At 65.4% G+C, this 22,284-nt stretch carries 23 protein-coding genes; 10 read left to right on the forward strand and 13 right to left on the reverse strand.

Annotation, left to right across the window (positions count from 1 at the left end; genetic code table 11):
* Window positions 1-76: 76 nt before the first annotated feature.
* A complete protein-coding gene (locus SLG_RS10355; RefSeq protein ID WP_014076413.1) occupies window positions 77-2,200 on the forward strand; it encodes a PQQ-dependent dehydrogenase, methanol/ethanol family in 2,124 nt (707 codons plus the stop codon).
* A gap of 22 nt (window positions 2,201-2,222) precedes the next feature.
* Here SLG_RS10355 and SLG_RS10360 read toward each other — a convergent pair whose 3' ends face one another.
* Window positions 2,223-2,978 carry a Crp/Fnr family transcriptional regulator gene (locus SLG_RS10360; protein ID WP_014076414.1) on the reverse strand — a complete coding sequence of 252 codons (756 nt, stop codon included), beginning with the start codon at window positions 2,976-2,978 and terminating at the stop codon, window positions 2,223-2,225.
* Between the two features lie 92 nt (window positions 2,979-3,070).
* Complete coding sequence (locus SLG_RS10365) at window positions 3,071-3,745, reverse strand: spermidine synthase (RefSeq protein WP_014076415.1); 675 nt, start codon at window positions 3,743-3,745, stop codon at window positions 3,071-3,073.
* Between the two features lie 154 nt (window positions 3,746-3,899).
* On the opposite strand from SLG_RS10365, the gene SLG_RS10370 reads away from it, so the two are divergent.
* A complete protein-coding gene (locus SLG_RS10370) occupies window positions 3,900-4,346 on the forward strand; it encodes a hypothetical protein (protein ID WP_041391904.1) in 447 nt (148 codons plus the stop codon).
* Between the two features lie 84 nt (window positions 4,347-4,430).
* Here SLG_RS10370 and SLG_RS10375 read toward each other — a convergent pair whose 3' ends face one another.
* The 4 genes from SLG_RS10375 to SLG_RS10390 all read right to left on the reverse strand — a co-directional run bounded on the left by SLG_RS10375 (window position 4,431) and on the right by SLG_RS10390 (window position 8,790).
* Window positions 4,431-5,825, reverse strand: a complete 1,395-nt coding sequence (locus SLG_RS10375; protein ID WP_014076417.1) for a sensor histidine kinase — start codon at window positions 5,823-5,825, stop codon at window positions 4,431-4,433.
* On the reverse strand, window positions 5,822-6,898 hold the full coding sequence (locus tag SLG_RS20365; protein WP_014076418.1) for a hypothetical protein: 1,077 nt from the start codon (window positions 6,896-6,898) through the stop codon (window positions 5,822-5,824). The genes SLG_RS10375 and SLG_RS20365 overlap by 4 nt, the downstream gene beginning before the upstream one ends.
* An 81-nt stretch (window positions 6,899-6,979) precedes the next feature.
* Complete coding sequence (locus tag SLG_RS20370; protein WP_014076419.1) at window positions 6,980-8,194, reverse strand: hypothetical protein; 1,215 nt, start codon at window positions 8,192-8,194, stop codon at window positions 6,980-6,982.
* A gap of 284 nt (window positions 8,195-8,478) precedes the next feature.
* Window positions 8,479-8,790: a hypothetical protein gene (locus SLG_RS10390; protein ID WP_014076420.1), complete on the reverse strand. Its 312-nt coding sequence runs from the start codon at window positions 8,788-8,790 to the stop codon at window positions 8,479-8,481.
* Window positions 8,791-8,954: 164 nt separating this feature from the next.
* Here SLG_RS10390 and SLG_RS20375 point away from each other — a divergent pair, with 164 nt between their 5' ends.
* Entirely contained in the window at window positions 8,955-11,258 is a 2,304-nt protein-coding gene (locus SLG_RS20375; RefSeq protein ID WP_051003740.1) for a hypothetical protein, read from the forward strand.
* Between the two features lie 30 nt (window positions 11,259-11,288).
* On the opposite strand, the gene SLG_RS10400 is transcribed toward SLG_RS20375, so the two are convergent.
* The 5 genes from SLG_RS10400 to SLG_RS10420 all read right to left on the reverse strand — a co-directional run bounded on the left by SLG_RS10400 (window position 11,289) and on the right by SLG_RS10420 (window position 15,319).
* A complete protein-coding gene (locus SLG_RS10400) occupies window positions 11,289-11,624 on the reverse strand; it encodes an HNH endonuclease (protein WP_014076422.1) in 336 nt (111 codons plus the stop codon).
* 6 nt (window positions 11,625-11,630) lie between these two features.
* On the reverse strand, window positions 11,631-12,290 hold the full coding sequence (locus SLG_RS10405) for an MOSC domain-containing protein (RefSeq protein WP_014076423.1): 660 nt from the start codon (window positions 12,288-12,290) through the stop codon (window positions 11,631-11,633).
* Window positions 12,291-12,298: 8 nt separating this feature from the next.
* Entirely contained in the window at window positions 12,299-13,969 is a 1,671-nt protein-coding gene (locus tag SLG_RS10410; protein WP_158512710.1) for a DUF885 family protein, read from the reverse strand.
* A gap of 104 nt (window positions 13,970-14,073) precedes the next feature.
* On the reverse strand, window positions 14,074-14,796 hold the full coding sequence (locus tag SLG_RS10415; protein WP_014076425.1) for a GNAT family N-acetyltransferase: 723 nt from the start codon (window positions 14,794-14,796) through the stop codon (window positions 14,074-14,076).
* Window positions 14,789-15,319, reverse strand: a complete 531-nt coding sequence (locus tag SLG_RS10420; RefSeq protein WP_014076426.1) for a MarR family winged helix-turn-helix transcriptional regulator — start codon at window positions 15,317-15,319, stop codon at window positions 14,789-14,791. Before SLG_RS10420 ends, SLG_RS10415 begins: the two co-directional genes overlap by 8 nt.
* Before the next feature lie 300 nt (window positions 15,320-15,619).
* On the opposite strand from SLG_RS10420, the gene rplK reads away from it, so the two are divergent.
* From rplK to rplL, 5 genes are all read left to right on the forward strand, one after another.
* Window positions 15,620-16,051, forward strand: a complete 432-nt coding sequence (rplK, locus tag SLG_RS10425; RefSeq protein WP_014076427.1) for a 50S ribosomal protein L11 — start codon at window positions 15,620-15,622, stop codon at window positions 16,049-16,051.
* A 4-nt stretch (window positions 16,052-16,055) separates the two neighbouring features.
* Window positions 16,056-16,754, forward strand: a complete 699-nt coding sequence (gene rplA, locus SLG_RS10430) for a 50S ribosomal protein L1 (protein ID WP_014076428.1) — start codon at window positions 16,056-16,058, stop codon at window positions 16,752-16,754.
* A gap of 557 nt (window positions 16,755-17,311) precedes the next feature.
* On the forward strand, window positions 17,312-17,848 hold the full coding sequence (locus SLG_RS10435; protein WP_014076429.1) for a retropepsin-like aspartic protease family protein: 537 nt from the start codon (window positions 17,312-17,314) through the stop codon (window positions 17,846-17,848).
* A gap of 399 nt (window positions 17,849-18,247) precedes the next feature.
* Window positions 18,248-18,763 carry a 50S ribosomal protein L10 gene (gene rplJ, locus SLG_RS10440; protein ID WP_014076430.1) on the forward strand — a complete coding sequence of 172 codons (516 nt, stop codon included), beginning with the start codon at window positions 18,248-18,250 and terminating at the stop codon, window positions 18,761-18,763.
* 78 nt (window positions 18,764-18,841) lie between these two features.
* Complete coding sequence (gene rplL, locus SLG_RS10445; protein ID WP_014076431.1) at window positions 18,842-19,225, forward strand: 50S ribosomal protein L7/L12; 384 nt, start codon at window positions 18,842-18,844, stop codon at window positions 19,223-19,225.
* Window positions 19,226-19,343: 118 nt separating this feature from the next.
* Here the strand turns inward: rplL and SLG_RS10450 are convergent, their stop codons facing one another.
* Window positions 19,344-19,670 (reverse strand): hypothetical protein, encoded by a 327-nt coding sequence (locus SLG_RS10450; RefSeq protein ID WP_041391911.1) that lies wholly within the window; start codon window positions 19,668-19,670, stop codon window positions 19,344-19,346.
* Window positions 19,671-20,219: 549 nt separating this feature from the next.
* On the opposite strand from SLG_RS10450, the gene SLG_RS10455 reads away from it, so the two are divergent.
* Both SLG_RS10455 and SLG_RS21345 read left to right on the forward strand, forming a co-directional pair.
* The gene (locus SLG_RS10455; protein WP_051003741.1) at window positions 20,220-20,792 is read left to right on the forward strand and encodes an adenine phosphoribosyltransferase; all 573 of its coding nucleotides are present in this window, start codon (window positions 20,220-20,222) and stop codon (window positions 20,790-20,792) included.
* A 4-nt stretch (window positions 20,793-20,796) separates the two neighbouring features.
* A complete protein-coding gene (locus SLG_RS21345) occupies window positions 20,797-21,102 on the forward strand; it encodes a hypothetical protein (RefSeq protein ID WP_014076434.1) in 306 nt (101 codons plus the stop codon).
* Here the strand turns inward: SLG_RS21345 and SLG_RS20915 are convergent.
* Window positions 21,099-22,041 (reverse strand): IS630 family transposase gene (locus SLG_RS20915; RefSeq protein WP_443018052.1). Its coding sequence is split into 2 segments (ribosomal slippage): window positions 21,099-21,696 and window positions 21,695-22,041, totalling 945 coding nucleotides; the frame shifts between segments, so codons are not numbered across the junction. The two genes, SLG_RS21345 and SLG_RS20915, sit on opposite strands and share 4 nt — an antisense overlap.
* Window positions 22,042-22,284: the final 243 nt, after the last annotated feature.

Below are 22,284 nucleotides of genomic sequence, written 5' to 3' on the forward strand. Positions count from 1 at the left end.
ACATTGCCTTCTCCCGGAGGAACGGCAGGATCGCGCCCGCAAGCGGCCATAAGCGCCGCGCGGGCACGGAGGGACTATGCATTTCGGCAAGGCAGCGGTCATGGGGATGCTGGCGCTCATGCTGTCCCCGAGCGCCAGCGCCGGAGACCAGCCCGCGCATGTGACCTCCGCCCGGATGAGCGCCCCCGATGCGCCGGGCAATGCCGCGAGCTGGATGTCGCACGGCCGCAGCTATGACGAGCAGCGTTATTCCCCGCTGACCCAGATCAACGATCGCACCGTCGGACGCCTCGGCCTTGCCTGGTACGACGATCTGGCGACCTATCGCGGCGTGCAGGCGACGCCGCTGGTGATCGATGGCATCATCTACAATGCCTCGGCCTTCAACATCGTCACGGCCTATGACGGGCGCACGGGCAGGAAGCTGTGGACCCATGACCCGCAGGTCGAGCGCCAATGGGCGCGGCTCGCCTGCTGCGGTCCCAGCACGCGCGGCATCGCGGCGTGGAACGGCAGGATCTACATCGCGGCGCTCGACGGGCGGCTGATCGCGCTGGACGCGAAGACGGGCAAACCGGTCTGGACTGTCCAGACCTTCGATCGCGCTTATCCCTATTCCATCACCGGCGCGCCCCGCGTCTTCGACGGCAAGGTGGTGATCGGCCATGGCGGCGCCGATTATGGCGTGCGCGGCTTCGTCTCGGCCTTCGATGCGGAGACTGGGCGCCGACTATGGAAATTCTACACGGTTCCGGGCAATCCGGCCAACGGGCCCGATGGCGAGGCGTCGGACAGCGCCATGAAGATCGCGCTTCCGACATGGCACGGCCAATGGTGGAAATATGGCGGCGGCGGCACGGCGTGGGACAGCTTCGCTTATGACCCGCGCCTCAATCTCGTCTATATCGGCACGGGCAACGGCTCGCCCCTTTCCTGGCATTTCCGCAGCGAGGGGAAAGGCGACAACCTGTTCCTCTGCTCCATCGTCGCAGTCGATGCCGACAGCGGCGCATATAAGTGGCACTATCAGATGGTGCCGGAGGAGGACTGGGACTTCACCTGCACCCAGCCGATGATGCTCGCGGACCTGCGGATTGGCGGCAAGTCTCGCCAGGTCATCATGCAGGCGCCCAAGAACGGCTTCTTCTATGTGCTGGACCGCAGGACGGGAGCCCTCATCTCGGCCGAGAAGTTCGTGCCGGGGAACTGGGCGAGCCACGTCGATCCAAAGACCGGCCGGCCGGTGCTTTACCCCGGCGTCCACCTCACCACCACGCCGCAGCGCATCACGCCCAGCCTCCTTGCCGCGCATAGCTGGCATCCCTGGTCGTTCAGCCCGAAGACCGGCCTCGTCTACTTCCCGGCGATGGAGCAATCGATCATCTATGCACGCCAGCGGGACGAGGATTTCCGTTTCGTGCCTTTCCGCAACAATGCCGGTTATGACTATGTGGGCGCCACGCCGGAGAACGCCGCGCTCCGCCGGAAACTGCAGGCCGAGGCGGATGCCATGGAGAAGGGTTATCTCCTCGCCTGGGACCCGGTGAAGCAGCGCGAGGCCTGGCGCGTGCCTTATTCCCTGCCCGGCTCAGGCGGCACGCTCGCGACCGCGGGCAACCTCGTCTTTCAGGGCACGATCGAAAAGACATTCGCCGCCTATCGGGCCGACGATGGCCGCAAGCTCTGGGAGATGCCGGTCGACAATGTCGCCATCGGGGGACCGGTCACTTATGAGATCGACGGCGTGCAATATGTCGCGGTGAATGTCGGCTGGGGCGGCTCGATCGTCGCGGGCCTTCCGAAGATTCCCGGCGGCTTCCGCGTCTCGCCCGCGCGACTGCTCGTCTTCCGGCTGGATGCCGCTGGCGTCGCCTTGCCGCCCCTGCCGCCGCCCACGGCCCTCCCCCGCCCGCCCTTCCTGCGCGCCAGCGAGGAAGAGGTGCGGCTCGGCGCGCAGCTCTATGGCGAGACCTGCGCGCGCTGCCATGGCGAGAATGCGCGCGGCGGCCTCAAGGACCTGCGCTACATGACCAGCGAGACCCATGCGCAGTTCCTCGACATCGTGCTCAAGGGGACGCGCGCCGCGCAAGGCATGGCCGGCTTCAGCGATGTGTTGAGCAAGACGCAGGCAGAAGCCATCCACGCTTTCCTGATCGCCCGGGGCAACGAAGACTGGCAGGACGACGCCGCGCGGCAATGATGCGCCCGACGGGCCATCCGGCTCAGGGATCGGGGATATGGTTGCCCGAGGGAGATCCCAGGCGTGTCCAGGCGTCATGATCCGCAAAGCGCGGCGGCGCATTGGCTGCGACCGCCCGCAAGCCCGCCAGATCGGCAATGACAATGCGCCCGCGCGACCGCTGGACATAACCGGCCTGGTCCAGCCGCTTGAGTGTGCGATTCACATGCACCGGCGTTATCCCCAGCAGATCGGCGAGATGCTGCTGGGTCAGCGGCAGATCGAAGCCATCCGCGCGAGTCAGCCCGGCAGCGTTCAGACGACTGTGCAAATCGAGCAGGAAGGCCGCGAGGCGTTCCAGCGCCGAAGCCGCGCCAATCCATGAGAGTGACTGCATCAAGGCCACCCTCTCCTTCTGTGTGCTCAGAAACAGTCCCACGGCGAGCCTGGGATTCTCGGTAAACATGCGCCCAAGAGCGGGGCAGGGAATCACGCTCACGACGACCTCAGTGAGGGCCTCCAGCGTCTCACCCGCACGTGAAAGCGAGAGGCTGGGCATACCCAGCATGTCGCCCGGCAAATGGACTTTCACGATCTGACGCCGACCGTCGCGAAGCATCATGGAGGACGCGACCCAGCCTTCCATCAGGAAAAAGATTCCCCCCACATGATCGCCCTCCCGCCGGATCGCGTGGCCCCGATGGATCTTTCGATTGGACGCCGCGAACCGCCGGACAAGATCCTCGTCCGAACCCGTCAACGGTACGAATTCTTCCAGACGATGATAGGGCGGTTGCATGCGGTTCTCCGGTAATCCGCCGCTCCCATCGGGAAGAGTTCAAGGCCCTGCATTTACACAGGTTAGTTTGCGGAAATGCCTTTCCGGCCCCCTCACCGGCGCCTGGTGGCGAACCAGATGACATGGCGCGGTCCCTTGCCGTTATCGCGCGCCTTCACCGCCACTTCCTCCACCACGAAGCCCGCAGCGCGCAGGCGGCGAGTGAAGGCTTCGTCCGGGCCGGCCGACCAGACGGCAAGGATGCCGCCGGGCCGCAGCGCCCGCATGGCGCGGGACAGCCCGCTTGCGGAATATAGCCGATCGTTCGCGGCCACCGTGAGCCCGTCCGGCCCATTGTCGACGTCCAGCAGGATCGCATCATAAGTTCCCTGCCCCGCATCGATCAGCGCGGCAACGTCATCCTGGACGAGATTCACCCGGGGATCGTCCAGGCAGCCGGCAGTCAGGTCGGCCATCGGCCCACGCGCCCAGACGATGATGTCCGGCACCAGTTCGGCAAGCGTGATCTTCTCGCCAGCATCCATCTTCGCGAGCGCGGCCCGCAGGGTGAAGCCCATGCCATAGCCGCCAATGAGCAGATGCCGCTTTCCGCGGCCAGGCAATCGATCCAGCGTCATGACGGCCAGCGCAGTTTCCGATCCGCTCATGCGACTGTTCATCAGTTCATTGCGATCCAGCACGATCATGAAATCATTGCCGCGGCGGAACAGACGCAAGGGCTCTCCCCCGGGAACGTCGGCGATTCCAAGAAGTTCGCGGGGCTGCATGGATCATCCTTTCCGGTCGCGCCGATGGCCGGCGCGCACGCTCCCCACTGGCAGCTTGGCTTCCCGGACGCAAATATCGCGGTGCAAATGATCGCGCAAACGGCCCCGGGGCGCTATGGCGCTCGCGACTCCCTCTCATCACCCCTGGATGCACATGCGATATTTTCTCGATACCGAATATAATGGCTTTGGGGGGACACTCATCAGCCTTGCTCTCGTCCCCGAGCATGGAGATCAGGAGTTCTACGTTTCGCTGCCGCTGCCCGAGGCCATTCACCCGTGGGTCGAGCGCAATGTCATTCCTTATCTGCGTCACGTCCCCCCGGGCGTCGATCATGTGCTTGACCGCGTGCAGGCCGCAGAACAGCTCGAGGCCTATCTTCAGGGAGATCCCGACCCGTGGATACTGGCCGACTGGCCCGAAGATCTCGCCCACTTCTGCGCGCTGATGGTGACCGGGCCGGGCGAGCGCATCAATCTGCGCAGTCTGCGCTTCGAACTGATCAATGCGACAGGGTTCAGCAGCGCGCGAAACAGCAGCGTCCCCCACAATGCGCTGCATGACGCGCGGGCGCTGCGCGGATTCTGCTTGTCGGAGTAGGAATCTCCGATTGGGCCTGTCGGAAAGCGGTCTCGGGCGACGGCAGGCCGTCGCGGCGTACCGGGCGCGGGCCGGCTGTCCGGCTTACTGCCCCGTCCAGCTCGGCAGGTCGAGCGTGAAGCGCGCGCCCTGGCCCAGTGCGCTTTCCACCGTCACGTCGCCGCCCATGGCACGGGCGAGCCGGCGCGAGATGTAGAGGCCAAGGCCGCTTCCTTCCTCGCCGCTCAGGCCCAGACGCTCGAATCGTTCGAAGATGCGTTCGTGATCGGCGGGATCGATGCCCCCGCCCTGATCCGCCACCACGACCCGCGCGCGGCCATTCTCGACATCGACACGGACCCAGACAGTGCTGTCCCCCGGCGAATGACGCACCGCGTTGCCGACCAGATTGACGAGGATCTGAAGGACACGCCGATATTCGGCACAGGCCGGTGCCCGCTCTCCCAGAGGCGGTGTCTGGATGCGGACATGACGGGCGGCGGACTTGAGATTGAGCAGGCCGGCGGCGCGACGGGCCATATCGGCCAGGTCGACTTCCTCCTTCGCCGTCGTGAAGCCCGGACGCTCGATCGCCTGCAGGTCGGCAAGGTCGTCGATCAGTTCCAGCAGATGCCGTCCTGCCGCCGCGATATCCGCCGCATAATTGGCATAGTCCTGCCGCAGGGGGCCTTGGAGCTGCCCACTGATCGTGCTGGCATTGGCGATGATCCGCCCGATCGGCTGGCGCAGGGCCTGATCGAGCCGCCGGCCAAGATCGGCGCTGAAGATCCGGCCTGCCTCCGCCGATGACGGACTGGCTGACGCGGCGGACAGGTCGGTCTCGAAAACGGTCGGGACCGCCTGTCCACGATAGCCCGTCAGGCCGCCGACATTGTCGAACAGCGGCTCGCCGAACAGGCGATAATGAATGGACGGATCGGCGCGCAGCCGAGCCGGCTGATCCCGGAACGACACTCGCAATGCCAGCGCTTCCAGAAGCGGCATGGCAGGGCTCTCATCGTCGGCGACGATATCCAGCAGAAAATAGCCCGTCAGCGGCTCGCCAGCGCGCGGCGGCTCGTGCCCGATCGCTTCCGCTTCCTGGTAGGAGCGTCGAAAGCGCAGCCGTGCATCGACTTGCCAGGACCAGCCGTTCGCGCCCTCCTCCCCCGGCTCCGGAAAGGGGCCGATACCGCCGGCGGGTTCCTCGGGCGCGCGGGTCTGCCAGTCGACGATGGTCAGCGCATAGCCTTCCCCGTCGGGACGGATCTGGACCCACATGCTGGCATCGGATGCCCCGTCGACGACTTCGACCGCGCGGGAGACGGGAATCGACAAGCGGCGGACGAGACGGACCAGTTGCGCGAGCGCCGGCACGGCCAGCGGCCCGTTCGGATCGCCGCCCGCCTCGACCTGCAGGCGCAGAAGCGCGGCATCTGCCGAGAGGATGGAACCTTCATGATCCAGCCGAGCCTGCGCGGCGGGCTTGAGCGCGATCATCGCACGCGGTCCAGCAGCGCGAGTTTATCGGCGAGGGCGCGAGGTCCGGACATCCGGTCAAGCCATGACGCGGCGCGATCGGGGGTATAGCGGCGATAATCCTCGATGAAGGCGACCAGCGCAGCATCGCCGCCCGCCGCCATGCCGTTCAGCGGCGCGAGCAGTTCGGCGGCGCGGAAAGCGACGGCATCGCCGACCCGCATGAGGCGCAGCAATGCGAGGCGCGGCTCATCACGAAGGTCGATCATGGCGTCGAGCACGTCGTCGAGCGGCAGTCCCGTCTCGCTTTCTGCAAGTGCGGCGAAAAGCAGAAGCCTGGCGTCCACGAGAGCGGCCGATGCCAGCGCATGGCGCGTTTCCGAGGGAAGACTCCGCGCGCAACGGCGGGCCAGCGCGAAGGCGCCCTGGCCTTCGTCATGGCGGCCGATCAGCTGTTCGGTCGCCCGCGCGATCGCCTTGACCGCCGCAGGCGCCTCGTGGCCGGGAAAGCGCTCGCAGCCCCGGATCAGCAATGCGGCAACCGTCCATGCGAGATCATGATAATGCTCGGCGGGAAGGTCGGGCCGCATCGGCGCATCCAGCAGCATCGGCGCAGACCAGCGCTTCTCCGCTATGCCAAGAGCCGTCAAGGCCTCGATATAGATGTCATTGCCAGCACCGGAAGCCAATGCAGCAAAGCTCGCTGGGCCGCCCGGCGCGTCATCGTTGCGCAGCAGCAGCGCCACCGCGGCGCGTCGACGCAAATGACCCAGCAATTCCGGAGAGAGCAGGTCGAGATCGCTCTCGATCGCGCGGCGGGCATAGCCGGTCCCGAGATCGGAAAGCAGCGCCTCGATATGCGGATCGCCCACGTGCAGGCCGATGGCGAGCTCGATCGTGTTCATCATCCCGGCGAGATGAAACCGGGTTTCGGCGAGCAATGCGTCCGTCCACCGACGAGGGGTGGCCGCAGCGAGCCATGCGAGATCGGTGCCGTGGCGGACGTCCTCGATCAGGCGACGCGAGAGGCGCGCGGCTGGCCGTTCGCCCACGCCATAGGGGCGCTGCTCGACGGGATCGTTGGCCATGCTCATGGCACGTGCTTAACGCCACAGCCTTAATAGGCCCTAAATTCCCGGCGCGGATTCAGCAGGAAGCTGGATGCACCGCTGGTCTCAGGCCACCTTCTGCACGCCCGGGAACAAGCGTATGGTAACGATCAGCGCGCAGAGCGCTGCGAGCAAGGCAAAAGCGCCGTCCGGCCGGCCGAGAAGATAGCCCAGGAAAATGATCAGTGTCGCGGTCGGCACGGTGAGGCGGGCCCAGCGGGTCCACAGACCTGCCGGGGGCGCGCGCTCATCGGCAAGCGCCAGCACGCCGATCAGGAAGACCGGCAACCAGGCGCCCGCCAGCATCAGTGGCTGGCCTCCTGAAAGATGCAGGCCCGACACGGCAAGAAGAGCGAGGCCAGCCCCGTGCACCAGCCGCTCGCGCCACGGCGGGCCGGCGACACGCAGTGTCACCAGCGCAGCCTGTCGGGCCAGATCGCATGTGCCCAGCGCCAGCAACATCACGCCCAGCGCGGAGATCATCCAGCCGCTCAGGCCCAGGGCAAGTCCTGCCGAGGCAAGCAACAAGGAGAGGGCGACCGGCAGGGAAGGATCGATCTGCCTTCGCACCAGTTCGCGCACCATCGCCCGGGAGACAGGCGCGAGAAGGCTGCCGAGCCCGCTTGCGCGTCCGGAGAGATCGGCCTGACTGCGGTCGCTGAGCGCCTGCAGCGCGAGGTCTGCGCTCTCCTGGTCATGGACCAGCGCGAGCCGCCCCTCCATAACCATTTCCGGCGAGAGTGCGACGCGCGCAATCCCGTCCTGGACGGCCCGGCGCAGCAGAGTGAGCGCCAGATCCCATTCGCCGAGCATGTCGATCGTCGCCAGCACGCGAGTCGCGGGAAGGCACAGCGCGCCGCCCCAGACGGCGCCGCCATCGATGCGCTCCAGGTCGCTGGTAGCCGGAACGGCCGGCAGCGCCAGCACTGCCGCCGGCCCGGCCACGAGCAATGATGCCAGCGTGTCGGGAGGCAGGACGATATTCTCGGCAATGAGAAGCACGCGGTCCTCGGGAGCAAGGCTGCGAGCGAGGATAGTCATGTCCTGGAAAAGAGCCACCTCGGGTGCGCGCGGGCCGCCAATCTGATCGACAAGCCGGGAAAGCTCCGGCGTGACCTCATCCACATGAATGAGCACGCGTTCGGCTCCGGCCGCGACAGCCAGGCGCGCCTGATACCCCACGAGCGGCTGCCCTCCGAACTCGATGAGCGAGCCGGCCCGATCCCCATCAGCATGGTCGCGCGCGCCGTCACGCGCACTGAGCAAGGCAACAAGCGCCATCCGACGTGTTAATCCAGGGCTTTCGACATGCCTCCTGTCTGACGGCGAGACAGCCTGAATGCAAGCGGAGGGCGTGAACCTCTTGCGCAGACAGGCCGCGCGGGCTTGCCGGAACGGCGAAGTGTCGATCGCCGGCGAACGCTCCTAACAAAAAGCCCCGCCAAGGCGGGGCAGTGTTGACCGCTGCTCGGGTCTGCAGTGGACAGCGGGCGTCGATGAAACGTGCTACCGGCGCGTTGGTTGCATGCCGCGGGTGCGAAATGAGAAAATTTTCTGCCGGGCGTTCAGTCCCGCGTTTCGCCTTCGACCAGAGCGATCGCATCGCGGATCCGCCGCAGGATGACCGGATCGCCCGGCGCACTTTCCAGGGCTTCGTCAGCAAGGTCCATCACGCTGTTCACGCCGAAGCTCGCGCACAATCCCTTGAGCTTGAGAGCTGCCATGGTCCAGTTCGCGTCGCAGCGGGCGCGGGACAGAAGATCGAGCTGCCTTTCGGCGCTTTCCATGAACGCGCGGCGCAACTCAGCGATCAGCGCGAGGTCCGATCCGACAGCCGCGGAAAGGGCTGCCTCAAGAGTGCCGGGGTCATAAGCCATGCGCTGAAAATAGGGCGGCAAACGTAAACAGGGCGTAAAATTCGGTTCCACGGCGAGGCTAAAATGTTAAGGACAAGCCCATGACAGGGCGCAAAAAAGAGAATAATCCGTCCCACTCAGGGACAGGGGGCCCGGACTCCGAACCGGCAAGGGATGCAGACGGCATGAGTCATGACTGGCTGGCGCGATTGCGCGAATCCGACTCCGGATGGAATGAACCGGCCTTTCCGGACCGCTTCGCACGCAGCGATGGCCAGACGGCTGCGTCTCTTTCGGAACAGGCTGCCGTGGAGGAAACCTCTTATTCTGAAGACTCTGGACGCGGCTTCGTGCGTCTCGCCGGCCTGGGACTGGTTGCGCTCGCAGCGATCGGCTGGATTGCGCTCGTGGCGGCAAGCGGCGTCGATCCTGACATCGCGCTTCGCCTCGCGCCTCTCGTCAATCTGGTGGCGGTTCTTGCCGCACCGCTGGTGCTGCTCGGCGGGCTTGCCGCATGGCTTGCGAGGCCGCGTCGCGATCAGGGCATGAACCCCGCCATGCTTGCCGGCGCGCGGGATACGGTCGGCCAGGCTGAACGCGCCGCCATCCGGCTCGGCGAAGCCCAGGCCCTTTTCATGAACCAGACACGCGATTTCGCGGCGATGGCAGACCAATCTGCCGGCGCGATCCTCGGCACCGTCCAGGCCATGAGCGCCCAGACCGCCCAGATCGAGCAGAGCACGGGCGCTTCCATCGCGACTCTCACGGACCTGAGCGAACGGATCGCGACGATGAGCGAGGCGCTGCCCCGCCTTGAGGACCGACTGGCAACGCTGGGCGAGACGCTGGCCCGGACCAGCGGCGAGATCGGCCATCGCCACGATTCGCTTGATCAGCAGCTCCAGTCCACGGCCCTCGTCGCGGAGGAAGTGCGGCTGCAATTGCTCGATGCAGGCAAGGCTCTGGGGGACCAGCTTGCTGATCTGCGCGAGGGCACGCGAACGGCCGGCGAGGAACTGGCCGGCCTCTCCGAGCTCTCCTCCGCGCGGATCGATCTGACGCTCGATCGGGTCAAGGGCGTGCTCGCTTCGACCCAGGAGCGCATCGAGGCGCAGAATGTCGCTCTCGCCGCGCTGGTCGAGGAGAGCCGGGCGAGCATCGATCGCGCCGCCGGCAACGCGCATGAACGCTTCGCCGAGCATTGCCGCAAGATCGAGACCATTCTCGATGCGCTGGACGCCCGGATCATGGGCCAGGCGGAGAAGAGCAATGCCTGGCTTGAGAGCACGGCGCGCGGGGTCACTGAACTGGCCGGCGAGTTCAATGCGCTGGAACAATCCGCCATGGCGCGCACCGAACGGCTGTCCTCGACGATGATGCAGCTTTCCGGCGATACCCGGCGGCTGGTGGATGCCATCGAGGACGGCCACGGCAGTTCGGAGCAGCTCGTCCGTCGGGCCGAGGCCTTGCTGGTCGCGCTCGATTCCGGGGTCCGCGAGCTGGATGAGAGCCTGCCGACGGCGATGGGGCGCGTGGAAACGCGGCTCGGCGCCCTGCATGACCGCATCCGGGACGCCAATCCGGCCATCGAAGCCGTGGAAGCTGTCGCCACCGGCGTCGTCAGCCAGCTTCGCGAGTCCGACGATCTCGCCAAGGGCCATGCTGCCGCGCTCGGCGAGGCGCTCCAGCGCTCCCAGCAGGCTCTTGCGGCCCAGAAGGCGGAAGTCGCGGCGCTCGCGCAAGCCGTGGGCGAAGCGAGCGACAGCATGGCGCGGCTGGGCGAATCGGTCGGGCCGCAGATGATCGAGGCGCTGCTGCGCGTGCGCGAAACGGCCGATGCCGCTGCCAACCGGGCGCGCGCGGCGATTGCAGAGGCGATCCCGGCAGCCGCCGCCGAGTTGGGCGCAGCAAGTGGCGAAGCCATGGACAAGGCCGTCGGACAGGTCGTCACGGATCATCTCGCCCGGCTGACGTCGGTGGCGGACGAAGCCGTGAAAGCCGCGCACCGCGCGACTGACAAGCTCACCCGGCAGATGCTCACCCTCACCGATGCCAGCCAGACGCTCGAGCGGACCATTGCCGGCAATGCCGAGCGGATCGAAGGGCAGGACCGCGAACTGATGGCCGAGCGCTCGGCCCGCCTGATTGCCTCGCTCAACGAACGCGCGATCGACGTCAACAAATGGCTCGACAAGGATGTCTCCGAGGCTGACTGGACTGCCTATCTCAAGGGCGATCAGGGACTGTTCGCCCGGCGGGCAACGAGGCTGGTGAGCAGCGCGGACGCCAAATATGTCCATGCGCTCTACAATGAGGATGCGGATTTCCGCGAGCATGTGAACCGCTACATCCATGACTTCGAGGCCTTGCTGCGCACCGTCATGGCGACCAGAGATGGCAGCACGCTCGCGCTCACCATGGTGTCGTCGGACATCGGCAAGCTGTACGTCGCGCTGGCGCAAGCCATCGAGCGCCTGCGCGCTCACTGAGCCTGCGGTGCGGGATGTCCCGCCCGGTCTCTAAACCCGGCGTCTGCGCGTCGGCGCATGAAAATCGCACGGCTTGTCAGCGATCCAGCGCAGAAATGAAGCCATGGCTGGCGCTGCCTGCAGGGCGGCGGCGTCGTCGCCGGTGCGTTGGAGCTCTCCATTGCTGAAATTGGCATGGATCGCGCGGTGGCAGATCGGATGCACGGGCCGGGTCAGGCGCCCGCCCTTCACTTTCGGAACCGGGTGATGCCATTCGATGCGTCGGCCGAGCAATCTCCCGCAAAGCCAGCACCGCGCTTCCGCTTCCGCCGGCCCGGCATCGGCCCTGTCATCAGGCGGATGGCGCTTCTTCGTTCCTCTCGCCATGGCCGCTTAGCGGGCCAGCGCTTCCGCCCGCCCCCGCCAGGCTTCCGCCAGCACCGGCATGCGCGCCAGCGCAGCCACGCCGGCAGGATCTCGTTTGTGCCCTCCCCCGATGAGCAGGGCGAATATCCGTGCAACGGGCCAGTCCGGATGCGGCCGTGCAACGAGAGTCACAGGCTCGCCGGCCTGTACTTCGCCCTCGCGCAGCACGCGCAGATAGAGGCCGCAGCGGCCGCTCGCCACGGCCTTTGCCAGCACGTCGTTGCGGCCGAAGCGATGATTGAGCTTGGAGCATGGCTGGCGCCCGTGGCTGATCTCCAGCAAGGACGTCCCCAGTTCGAAGCGGTCGCCAAGGCAGAGGTCGACTTCCGTCGCGCCGCGCGTCGCCAGATTCTCACCGAAGGCGCCCGGGCGCGTCAGCAGGTCATGCGGCCCTATCGCCTCACGCCACCAGCCATAATGTTCCTGGGGTACCAGATGCACGGCCTTGTCATGCCCGCCATGATGGACGGGATCGGCCACGGTATCGCCCTCCAGCCCCAGCCAGCCGATCCGCACCGGACCTGCCACGGGCAATTTTCCCATCGCACTGGTCACGCCGGGCGCGAGCAGCGCCGGCCGACCGGTGAGAACGGCATCCAGACCGAGAGACAGGGATGGCAAGGCCATGGGAATTCCTACTCCCGGAACATCAGCATGCGGATCTGCTTGAAGGGCAGGTCCCCATAAGTGAGCAATGTGTCGTGGAAGTGCTTCATCGAATAATGCTCGCCCATGCGGCGCTTATACTCCTCGCGCAGCTTCACGATTTCCAGCTCCCCGATGATCTCGCGCCCGGGGGACGCGGGGGTCTGGGAATCCCGCTGCACCTCGATGAAGGCATTGGTCGGCTCCATGCCGATCTTCTCGACATAAGCAGCCACGGCCTGATCAAACGTCATTTCACCCCGGGCCATGCGCAACTTGGTGAGAATGCGCTGGACACGCCACATGCGCATCTGCCGCCGCGCCATCCGCGTCTTGAGCTCCTCCATATAGGGCAGCGTCTTGTAGTACCCTTCTTCCTCCATCAGTCGCTCGAGATAGAAGGACCAGGACTGGCTGAAATAGGCGCTCCGATAAGCGCGCCGCATCGGCCGGGTGACATGCTGGTTGCGCGAGGCGATCTGCACATTGTGGCCCAGCCATTCGTGATAGGAGATCACGTGCGTCCAGTAGGGATTATAGCTCTTGATGCGGCTCGCCCGTTCCTCTGGCGTGAGGATGTCTTCGAGCGGGGTCAGCACATAATATCCTGATTGCCGGCCCGCCACCGTCGGCCCGCCGGTGGCGCCGCCGAAGGATAGGATCCGCCTGCCCATCGGCGGGGTCAGCCGCGCGCCATAGTCGATATAGTCGGGGATCGTGACGATGTGTGCGCCGGGGCCGCGCAGCCAGTCGCTCATCATGTCCACATAGCGCTGCGCCATCGGCACCACATGATCCCATGGCGGCGCCTCGTTCTTCATCGCTTCCCACGTCGTGCGCAGGTCGCCGCTCGGATGGATCTGGCGCGCCAGGTCGCGCATTTCCGTGAGGAGGACCCGCTCCTCCCCTTCGGCGATCCTCAGCATCTCCTCGACGCTGTAGTCGTCCAGCTGTTCCTGCACGAACTGGTAGAACTCGATCTCCTCGGGCTTCCACGCCGGCGCGCGCGTCGAGCGGGGCAGCAGGTCCGTCTTCAGCCAGCGGGTAAAATCGTCGACCGCGGCAAGCGCCGGGCCGGCGGCCGCGATGAGGTCACGCTTCACTGCCGGGTCGTCGGTCGACACCGTGGGAACATAGTCCTTCAACAGGAGCCGTGCATAATAGGCCTGATAGATCCCGTTTTCCGTCCATGTCCGGGCGGGATTCTTCAGATTCTGCTTTGCGCGGGCCAGCACCGCCGGCAGCGCCCGCAATTCGCTTGCCGCTTCCTTGACCGCGCCGTCGGACAGCGCCCCGGGGCGAATGAACAACCGGTTCGTCTTCTCCAGCGCGAAGACGAAGGCGGGAGTCACTTCATGAAGGCGCAGCGTCTCCATCTCGAAGAGGCGCGTGCGTACATGCGCAATGAGCAGGTCATGATCGACCTGATCGTCCAGCCCCAGCCGGTCCCGATCGATCTGCCGGGCCTTGGCCAGCACGCCGCGATAGGCCTCGGCGGCAGCGGCAAAGGCCGGCGTCCCCGGTTCCCCTTCCCTGACCGCCAGTGCCTCGGTGATCACGGCCTCCAGCGGCTGCGCGGACGAGGATGGCTGGGCAGCGAGGCGCGACGAGGGGAAGATCGCCATGCAGACGATGGCGAGGCAAGGAAGCAATCGGAACATCTGAACCCTCCCGGCGCGCCGCAACGTGCGAAAATCGCCGGACGCGAGGCTATCGCCGCGCCGCAAGCCGGTCAACGCCATGTCCCGGCATTGCATCATGCCGCTCACGCCTGACACCCATTCGCCGGCGCCACCGGGCCCTCAGACCGTTTGCGAAACATGGTGATGACCATCTCCCGCGCAACCTGAAGCCCGCAGCGCCGGTAGGTCGCGATGGCCGCTACGTTGTCTGCATAGCAATGGAGGAACGGTCGCAGGCCCTGCGCGGCGAGGCTGGCCATCGCCTTGCGCGACATGAGCATGCCGAGCCCCCGCCCCTGCGCCTCGGGATGGACGCACACAGCGCTGACCTCGCCATATCCGGGCAGGCGCATCCGCTCGCCGGCCATGGCGATGAGCCGTCCGCCCTCCTCCCGCACGCCCCAGAATCGTCCAAGCACATGGGTCCGCGCGGCGAATGGCCCGGGTTGGGTCAGTTCGGCAAGCGCGCGCATCTCGGCCGCATCCGCCTCGCCAAGCGCGATGATCCTGGGATCATCGACCGGCGCGGGCGGATCGAGGGCCACCATCTGCACGGCAGCGGACATGCGCTCCAGCACCGTACCCGGCGGATGGGGCACGCTATCGCGTTCGATCATGGCAAGCAGTTCGCCGGGCGCGGCCAGCGCTGCGACGGCGGCAAGACCGGCTTCATCGAATGCGCGCATGGCCGCGAGTGGCCCGATATCGGGCAGGAAACGGACGGCATGATCGTTGCGCCGGGCATGATGTGCCTGAAGACCCGTGAGCGCATTCCAGACCGGCCGGTCGAGGGGCGAGTCAGCCATGCCTCGTCTCCCCGCCAGCGCCTGCCGCGGCGATCCGTGTGTCGAGTGACCGCACTGCCAAGGCCTCCTCCATTCGCGCAATCTGGTTGAGGAAATCGGGGCCTGCTGCGTCGCACAGCGCCGAAACCGCATCCCGGACGGCAGGAAACAGGCTGGCGGACAGATCCGCCATCAGCGCATCCCCGGCCGGGCTGATCGCGACGCGCCGCTGCCGCTTGTCGCGCCGGACGCCGGTAACGATGACGAGCCCATCCTTCTGCAGGGCGGCCACGATCCGGCTGACTCCTGGCTGGCTGATCCCCAGCCGCGCGCTCAGCGCCCCGACGGGAAGCGGCCCTTCCTCCCGCAACGCCCAGAGCAAAGGCAATTGCCCCGGTTGCACGGCGAGCCCCCGGGACACCAGTTGCGATGCCACACCGCTCTGCAGGCGCTCGCCCAGCCGCTTGAGGCGGCTGCCAAGGCACAGATGCCCAAGCTGGGCGATCAGGTCGCCCGAATTATCCCCAATCTCGATACTTTCCATATGCCGCTATATATCGCGCTATTCTTTCAAGGGAAGCCCGCCATTGGGAAGTGCTGGTGAAGGCACCATGGGCGGCTTCCGGCTGCTGGAGCGGCCCGACACTCGTGCGTGAAGCCGGGGGCAATCAGCGCTCACAATGGACCTTTCCTTTCTCGCACCGGGGCGCTATAGGCGCGCGCTTCCTGTCCTTGGTGACAGGGAGCATGCGGGAGGAATGGCCTTGGGCCATCCGCTTGACCGCTAAGCTTGAACCGGATGTCTGCCTCGCTCGCGCGGCGCATCCTCTACAGAGTGAGACACATGGCCAAGAAAATCACGGGCTATATCAAGCTCCAGGTGCCCGCTGGAGCCGCCAACCCCTCGCCGCCGATCGGCCCTGCACTGGGTCAGCGCGGCGTCAACATCATGGAATTCTGCAAGGCGTTCAACGCCGCGACGGAGAAGGAGCAGAAGGGCACGCCCCTGCCGACCATCATCACCGTCTATGCGGATCGCAGCTTCTCCTTCGTCACCAAGAAGCCGCCGGCAACCTATCTCATCAAGCAGGCCGTGAACCTGAAGTCCGGCTCCAAGGAGCCCGGCAAGGTCTCCGCCGGCAAGATCACGCGCACTCAGCTCGCCGAGATCGCCGAGGCCAAGATGGCCGACCTCAATGCGAATGACATCGAGGCAGCGACAAAGATCATCGAAGGCAGCGCCCGCGCGATGGGCCTGACCGTGGTGGAGGGCTAAGCACATGGCGAAGATCAGCAAGAAGGCAAAGGCTCTGGCAGCGGCCGTGAACAGCGAGAAGCTGCACGGCGTCGATGAAGCGATCGCGCTCATCAAGACCCACGCCACCGCCAAGTTCGACGAGACGGTCGAGGTCGCGATGAACCTCGGCGTCGATCCGCGTCACGCCGACCAGATGGTCCGCGGCGTCGTCACGCTCCCGGCCGGCACCGGCAAGGAAGTCCGCGTCGCGGTGTTCGCTCGCGCCGACAAGGCGGAGCAGGCCAAGGCTGCCGGCGCAGAGATCGTTGGCGCCGAGGATCTGCTCGAGCACATCCAGGGTGGCAATTTCGACTTCGACCGCGTGATCGCGACGCCCGACATGATGGGTCTCGTCGGCCGCCTCGGCAAGGTGCTGGGTCCCAAGGGCCTGATGCCGAACCCGAAGCTCGGCACCGTCACGCCGAACGTCGCCGAAGCCGTCAAGGCGGCCAAGGGCGGCCAGATCGAGTTCCGCGTCGAGAAGGCCGGCATCATCCATGCCGGTCTCGGCAAGGCCAGCTTCTCGAACGAGGACCTGCGCAAGAACTTCGACGCATTCGTCGATGCGATCGTGAAGGCGAAGCCCTCGGGCTCGAAGGGCAAATATGTCCGCAAGATCGCGCTCTCGTCCTCGATGGGCCCGGGCGTGAAGGTGGACGTGGCGGAAGTCGCCAGCGCCTGATCTGCCGGAACCGGCGCTTCCGGGTGCCGGACCAAATCACGAAGTCCCCGTCGCGACCCGATCGCGGCGGGGATTTCTTTTGCCAAGGCCAATCAGCGCCTTCTAGGCCTGTTCGCACCCAGCATCCCTTTTCTTCACGCGCACTGACGGCTTGCAATCTCTCCTCTCTGATATGCATCCCGTCTTCCTTGCTTTTCCCCTGTCCTACACCCCCTCCGCCATGGCAGCCCTGCCGGACACCTCTTCCCGTCGAAGGAGACAAGGCCATGCGCGCATCTTTCCTGTTGAATGACTTTCGCCAGCCGGTCAGGCCGCACGGCCTTGCTGGGACCGCCCTTGGCATGCGGCGCATCGCCCCTTCCGCAACGGTCAGGGAAGCGGAAGATGACACTGACGGGTCGTCATCTTTGTAAACTTCCAGAGCGCAGCACCGGGCTGCCCCCCCCCCGCCCCGAGGTCCTGGAAACGCGAGGGGCGTTTCGGCCGAAAATCAGTAAACGGCGCATTAACCGGATCGCAAAACCACATGTTGGGCAAGGACGCCGCATCCTCCCGCCATGGCAAGAATTCACCTCGAACTCGGCAGCATCCTCGCTTTGGCAGGCTTCACTATGCTGGCCCTGACTGCCCCGTCCGCCGGGAACGGGGTGCGGGCGGCGGGTCCGGTCGCGAATATCGCGGTGACGCCGGCTGCCGAAGAGGCCGGGCGCGCGGAAATCGCGCCTGCCCTGCCCAGCCAGACCATCCGCCGTCACAAGGATGGCCTCTTCTATGTCGAGGGAAAAGCCAACGGCCATTCGATCCGTTTCGTGGTCGATACGGGCGCCACGGTGGTGGTGCTCAACCGCTCGGACGCAGCGAAGCTGGGCATCCCTTATGAAAGCCTCACGAGCCGGAGCAGCATGCGCACCGTCGGCGGCGCCTCGGACATGCGCTGGGCGCGCATCGATCAGATCGACATGGCTGGCAAGCGCATCGAGAAGATCAATGCGGCCGTCGTGGAAGGGGGCCTCCCCGTCTCGCTGATGGGCCAGAATGCGCTCGAGAAGCTCGGCACGGTCACCCTGCGCGGCGACACCATGACCATTCACTGAATGGATTATGGATTGGCGCGGTCGTTCACGGCCCGCGCCATGCCGGTGTTCAGTCCGGCCGCTGCCCGGGACCTCATGTCAAAGATGTTGCATTTCGGCGCCGTTCCGCTTATCGGCGCGACGCTTGCCGGGATTCGTCCCGGCATACCGTCCGAGACAGCTGGCGATGGCAAGGGCCATCTTAATATCCAGCCGAGACGGGGAAAAGTTCTCGCCGGAGCGCGGCCTGCATGCGTGCAGCTGCCTTCCGGGTCTGCCCGCCCTCCTGGCGCGGGTCCAGTCAACCCTTCCCCTCGGACAAACATGCCGCGCGCGGCCGGTGAACGGTCGCGTCTGGCTTAGTGCAACGCGGCCGCGCGGCGGGGTTCGTCCCCGCGGCAGGCCGCAGAGGAGAATGGCATGGATCGCAATGAAAAGACCGAGGTCGTTTCCGCGCTTCACGCATCTCTGAAGGAGATGGGCGTGGTCGTCGTGACCCGCAATCTGGGCATGAGCGTCGCTCAGTCCACCCAGCTCCGCCAGAAGATGCGCGAGGTCGGCGCGACCTACAAGGTGACGAAGAACCGGCTTGCCAAGATCGCCATCCAGGACACCGATTATGCCGCGCTCAGCGACATGCTCGTCGGTCCGGTCGGTCTGGCGACGTCTTCCGATCCGGTCGCGGCCGCGAAGGCTGCGATCGATTTCGCGAAGACGAACGACAAGCTGGAGATCGTCGGCGGCGCCATGGGAACCACTTTGCTGAACGCCGAAGGCGTGAAGGCACTGGCTTCCATGCCCTCGCTCGATCAGATGCGTGCGACGCTCATCGGCCTCATCCAGGCGCCGGCGACGAAGCTCGCTGTCGTCACCAAGGAGCCGGCCGCGCAGCTTGCGCGCGTGTTCAACGCATACGCCACCAAGGATGCTGCCTGATCTTCCGGGCATCCCGCGTGAAATTGCAATCAACTGACTTAGGGCCCAATGCCCGCCTAGAAAATGGAGTGAATTAAAATGGCTGATATCAACGCTCTCGTCGACCAGCTGTCGGCCCTGACCGTTCTCGAGGCTGCCGAGCTTTCGAAGGCTCTCGAAGAGAAGTGGGGCGTCTCCGCTGCTGCTGCCGTGGCCGTCGCGGCACCGGCTGGTGGCGCCGCTGGTGGCGATGCTCCGGCTGCCGAAGAGAAGACCGAGTTCGACGTGATCCTCGTCAACGACGGTGGCAAGAAGATCAACGTCATCAAGGAAGTCCGCGCCATCACGCAGCTCGGCCTGACCGAAGCCAAGGCGCTGGTCGAGTCCGCTCCGAAGGCTGTCAAGGAAGGCATCGCCAAGGCGGAAGCCGAGGAAATCAAGAAGAAGCTCGAGGAAGCCGGCGCGACCGTCGAGATCAAGTAATTTCAAAGGGGGGCGGCTTCAGGGTCACCCACCGAAAGACTTGGGGCGCATCCTCGCGGGTGCGCCCTTTCTCTTTGCCAGCACCGGCAATAGTCGTGGGCGATGGTCGTGGCAGACCTCAGGCGGAGGTGCGTTGCGCTTGTTCCGCCCGCTTCATCGCTTCGACTGCCTCCATCAAGGTGGCGACGCCTGGCCGCGGCACCGCGGCGGCAGCCTCCTGAACCGGCTCGCGATAGGCATCCTCATCGCGGTGATGAGCCTCGACCGGCACCTCATCGGCGACAACCACTGGATCATCCGCGCGACTGCGCTCGCCCAGACGCCAGAACAACAGGCCGGCCGCAAGCGCCATTGCCGCCACCAGACCGATCTGACGCCAGAAGGTCCGCAGATACTCGCTGATGATTGCTGCCCAATCCGAGGCAGAGTCGAAGCCATCCATCATGCGGCCTGTTTGCTCGGGCTGAACAGCCCGGGGCGGCGTAACGGCCGAGAGGGCACTGATCCGATCCAGCGGATCGGGGCTTCCGGCGGCATGAGGCGTTGGTTCGGGGCCTCGCTCTCCAACGGTCGCGAACCCCGACCTCCCGTCCTCTCTAGGCCTGCTTGCGCCGGGAAAATCGAGGAGAGACAGCCGCTCCGCCCGCGGCTCGCTCGCCAGAAGTCGGGGCGCCCGAATCTCCAGTCCTGACGAGCCGCGCGCTCGGAGCACCATGTCCGAGGACGGAACGGCACTCGAAGGCATGAACTCGGCTGGCATGGCGTCGGTCGCATTTTCGACTTGTCCCAAGGCTGGAAACGTAGCGAGTATGCAGAACAGCGGCGCGAAGCGCAAAATCGGAATATATGCTCTCATTATCCTGGCCGACCCGTTGTGAGCCAGCGATAAACGCAATAACCAGCGGATGTAAAGTTAGCGCCCTTCCCCATCGCTGGCGATCATGGCCATCGGCCGGCATAGACGCCAAGCCACCTTCACCTGACGGAGCCGACGATGAGCGATGCCTTGAGATTGGGCGAGGGTCTTCCCCCTCGCAACGATGACCTGAAAGCCCTGATCAGGACGATCCCTGATTATCCCATCGCCGGCATCATGTTCCGCGACGTCTCGACGTTGCTGCTGGATGGTCATGCCTTCCGCGAAACCATCGATCGGCTGGCCTCAGCCCTGGATCCTGCGGACATCGACCTGATTGCCGGGATCGAAGCGCGCGGCTTCATCGTGGCGGCCGGTCTCTCCTACGCGTTGGGCAAGGGCAAGCTGATGCTCCGCAAGCAAGGCAAGTTGCCCGGCCCGGCCGTAGGGATCGACTACGCCCTCGAATATGGATCCGACCGGATCGAGATGCATCTGGGCGCCGTGAAGCCGGGCCAGCGGATCATCCTTGTGGATGACCTCCTCGCCACCGGCGGTACCGCGCTCGCTGCCGTCGCGCTGCTGCGCGGCCAGGGCGCCATTGTCGAGCAGGCCCTTTTCATTGTCGACCTTCCCGAACTCGGCGGCGGCCAACGTCTCCGCGCTGAGGGCGTGACACCTGTCTCGCTCGTGACGTTCGAAGGGCATTGATTCGATGCGCATCATTCTGCTCGCCGCGCTGCCCGAAGAAGCCGATGCCGTTCTGCCGGGCACTGGCACAGCCTTGTCGGACGCCTGGCCGGCCGTCCGCAGGATCAGCGCTCATGGTCACGACATCGTTCTGGCAACGACGGGAATCGGCAAGGTCAATATCGTGTCTGCCGGTGCAGTGCAAAGCACCGATGGATCGGGCCGGCGGCATGGATGTGTGGGACGTTCGGTGTTTCGATATGAAGGTGACCCTCATATCGAGTTCCTCGCGAAGTATGCGAGGGCTTCCTTTAGAGTCTGTCCTGTTTAGATTGAAGCATAGCCACTATTCCTGAGGTAGTTGGCGCACTCATGGGGTGGGAAGGCATCGAGCAGTTTGCCTATCCGCTGCCATGTGGCTTCGACGGTGCGCTCGGCGGCTTTTCGCAGTAGCAGCTTGAGCTTGGCGAAGACCTGTTCGATTGGATTGAGGTCAGGGCTGTAGGGCGGCAGGAACAGGAGCTTGGCCCCTGCCGCACGGATTGCCTTGCGCACGGCCTGACCCTTGTGACTGCCGAGGTTATCCATGATGACGATGTCGCCGGGCACGAGGGTGGGCACGAGGAACTGCTCGACATAGGCGAGGAAGAGCTGGCCGTTGATCGGGCCGTCGAGGACGCAGGGCGCATCGATCCGGTCGTGACGAAGCGCCGCCACAAAGGTCAGCGTCTTCCATTTGCCGAACGGCGCCTTGGCGATCAGCTTGTCGCCGCGTTTTGCCCAGCCCCGCAACGGGGTCATGTTGGTCTTGGCCCAGGTCTCGTCGATGAAGACCAGCCTGCGAGGGTCAAGCCGGCCCTGGTACTTCTTCCACTGCGTCCGCCGCCGAGCCACCTGCGGGCGGTCCTGCTCGCTGGCGAACAGGCTTTTTTTTGAAGCTGTGGCCAGCCTTGCGCAGCAGCGACCACACCGTGTTGGGGCTGACTCGGTGACCGCGCCCGGCCAGCTCGACCGCCAGCCCGCGCACCGTCAGATGCGGACATTCCTCAAGACGAAGCAGCATCCATTCCTGCTCCCCCGCCAATACCCGTTGCTTGTGGCCTCCCATCGGACGTGAACCGGCGTTGCCCGTATCACGCAGACGCTGCGACCACTTCACTGCGCTCGCCACGCTCACACCGAACGCACCAGCAACCTCGCGAACCGAGCGGCCCGACAAAACGGCCGCTGCAACCCGATCTCGCAAATCGTCAGAATAGGCTCGTGCCATCGCTGCTGGCCTCCTCCCCAGCAAGCAGCTTGAATCACAACAAAGCCACCTTGGGAATCCCCAAACGATTCAGCCTATCAGGACAGGCTCTAGGATGTCTCTTTCGACTTTCAGCTTGGCCACTTCACGGCGCAGCCGCTCTATTTTCGACTGCTCCGGCTTCTTCCACTCTGACGTGCACCGCTGAAATGTGACCGATTTGAGTAGGGTCCTACGTGAAGGAGTCGGGCGGAATGAAGCGCA

The organism is Sphingobium sp. SYK-6, from assembly GCF_000283515.1.
Taxonomy (GTDB): domain Bacteria; phylum Pseudomonadota; class Alphaproteobacteria; order Sphingomonadales; family Sphingomonadaceae; genus Sphingobium; species Sphingobium lignivorans.

Bases quoted from the DNA above. Each gene is read 5' to 3' on its own strand.
- rplJ (WP_014076430.1), top strand. From the start codon at position 18,248: ATGGATCGCAATGAAAAGACCGAGGTCGTTTCCGCGCTTCACGCATCT.
- SLG_RS10360 (WP_014076414.1), bottom strand. From the start codon at position 2,978: ATGCAACCGCCCTATCATCGTCTGGAAGAATTCGTACCGTTGACGGGT.
- SLG_RS10455 (WP_051003741.1), top strand. From the start codon at position 20,220: ATGAGCGATGCCTTGAGATTGGGCGAGGGTCTTCCCCCTCGCAACGAT.
- SLG_RS10405 (WP_014076423.1), bottom strand. From the start codon at position 12,290: ATGGCCTTGCCATCCCTGTCTCTCGGTCTGGATGCCGTTCTCACCGGT.
- SLG_RS10375 (WP_014076417.1), bottom strand. From the start codon at position 5,825: ATGATCGCGCTCAAGCCCGCCGCGCAGGCTCGGCTGGATCATGAAGGT.
- SLG_RS10450 (WP_041391911.1), bottom strand. From the start codon at position 19,670: ATGATGGATGGCTTCGACTCTGCCTCGGATTGGGCAGCAATCATCAGC.
- SLG_RS10355 (WP_014076413.1), top strand. From the start codon at position 77: ATGCATTTCGGCAAGGCAGCGGTCATGGGGATGCTGGCGCTCATGCTG.
- SLG_RS10415 (WP_014076425.1), bottom strand. From the start codon at position 14,796: ATGGCTGACTCGCCCCTCGACCGGCCGGTCTGGAATGCGCTCACGGGT.
- SLG_RS10400 (WP_014076422.1), bottom strand. From the start codon at position 11,624: ATGGCGAGAGGAACGAAGAAGCGCCATCCGCCTGATGACAGGGCCGAT.
- rplL (WP_014076431.1), top strand. From the start codon at position 18,842: ATGGCTGATATCAACGCTCTCGTCGACCAGCTGTCGGCCCTGACCGTT.
- SLG_RS10435 (WP_014076429.1), top strand. From the start codon at position 17,312: ATGGCAAGAATTCACCTCGAACTCGGCAGCATCCTCGCTTTGGCAGGC.
- SLG_RS10410 (WP_158512710.1), bottom strand. From the start codon at position 13,969: ATGTTCCGATTGCTTCCTTGCCTCGCCATCGTCTGCATGGCGATCTTC.
- SLG_RS10390 (WP_014076420.1), bottom strand. From the start codon at position 8,790: ATGGCTTATGACCCCGGCACTCTTGAGGCAGCCCTTTCCGCGGCTGTC.
- SLG_RS20370 (WP_014076419.1), bottom strand. From the start codon at position 8,194: ATGGCGCTTGTTGCCTTGCTCAGTGCGCGTGACGGCGCGCGCGACCAT.
- rplK (WP_014076427.1), top strand. From the start codon at position 15,620: ATGGCCAAGAAAATCACGGGCTATATCAAGCTCCAGGTGCCCGCTGGA.
- SLG_RS20375 (WP_051003740.1), top strand. From the start codon at position 8,955: ATGAGTCATGACTGGCTGGCGCGATTGCGCGAATCCGACTCCGGATGG.
- SLG_RS10370 (WP_041391904.1), top strand. From the start codon at position 3,900: ATGCGATATTTTCTCGATACCGAATATAATGGCTTTGGGGGGACACTC.
- rplA (WP_014076428.1), top strand. From the start codon at position 16,056: ATGGCGAAGATCAGCAAGAAGGCAAAGGCTCTGGCAGCGGCCGTGAAC.
- SLG_RS10420 (WP_014076426.1), bottom strand. From the start codon at position 15,319: ATGGAAAGTATCGAGATTGGGGATAATTCGGGCGACCTGATCGCCCAG.
- SLG_RS20365 (WP_014076418.1), bottom strand. From the start codon at position 6,898: ATGAGCATGGCCAACGATCCCGTCGAGCAGCGCCCCTATGGCGTGGGC.
- SLG_RS21345 (WP_014076434.1), top strand. From the start codon at position 20,797: ATGCGCATCATTCTGCTCGCCGCGCTGCCCGAAGAAGCCGATGCCGTT.
- SLG_RS10365 (WP_014076415.1), bottom strand. From the start codon at position 3,745: ATGCAGCCCCGCGAACTTCTTGGAATCGCCGACGTTCCCGGGGGAGAG.